This is a genomic window from Nonomuraea basaltis (genome assembly GCF_005893125.1).
GTDB classification, from domain to species: domain Bacteria; phylum Actinomycetota; class Actinomycetes; order Streptosporangiales; family Streptosporangiaceae; genus Nonomuraea; species Nonomuraea basaltis.
Map to the genome: position 1 here is coordinate 1 of NZ_VCJS01000636.1, position 638 is coordinate 638.

Annotated in this window: 1 protein-coding gene; it reads right to left on the minus strand. The window is 70.1% G+C overall.

Going from position 1 to position 638, the window contains the following annotated elements; genetic code table 11:
* The coding region (locus EJK15_RS69815) for a thiopeptide-type bacteriocin biosynthesis protein (protein ID WP_206062429.1) at window positions 1–507 on the minus strand (507 nt) is incomplete at its 3' end.
* Window positions 508–638: the final 131 nt, after the last annotated feature.

Here is a 638-nt window from a genome sequence, read left to right on the forward strand (position 1 = left end):
CGCGATAGCCTCCGCCCGGTGGGCCATCTCGGGCGCTTTGATCGCCGGGCGGAGGTTACCGACCTTCGCCCACACGTCGCCGATCTCGAACGGGTCGAGCCCGGCCGCGCGGTTCATGGTGGAGATCAGCAGGATGCACCGCTCGCGGGCGTGCGGGCTGCCGGTCTCGGCCAAGGCCGCGGGGCTGTCGGCGCACCACACCTCATGGGCGATGTCCATGCCCAGCGGGCCGCCGAAGGCGTCGGTCTCCGGCTCGTAGATGCCGTCAACCCAACCGGCCGCCAGCTCGTCGGCGACGAGCTGCTCAAGCAGGTCGGCGGCGGGCCGCTCGGTGCGCAGCCGGAGCTTGCCTTCCTTGCGCAGGAAGTGGAAACGCCAGCCGGACAGCGCGGCCGCGAGCGCGGCCGCGGCTTTCGGGGTCACGCCGGCATCGCCGGGAAAGCGGACGGTGGCGTGCCACCATTCCCGCTCGTCGGGAAGCGGCAGATTCTCGTCGTCGGAGTTCATTGTTCTCGTGTTCGCTCCTACTCGGTCGAAGGTCGTGACGGCGGCTCAGTCGATTAACAAGGCCCGGGTCCAGCCGGTCATGTTGGAGCCCTCCAACGCCAGAACCGCCCCCGCCCGCCCTTCCAGAAACC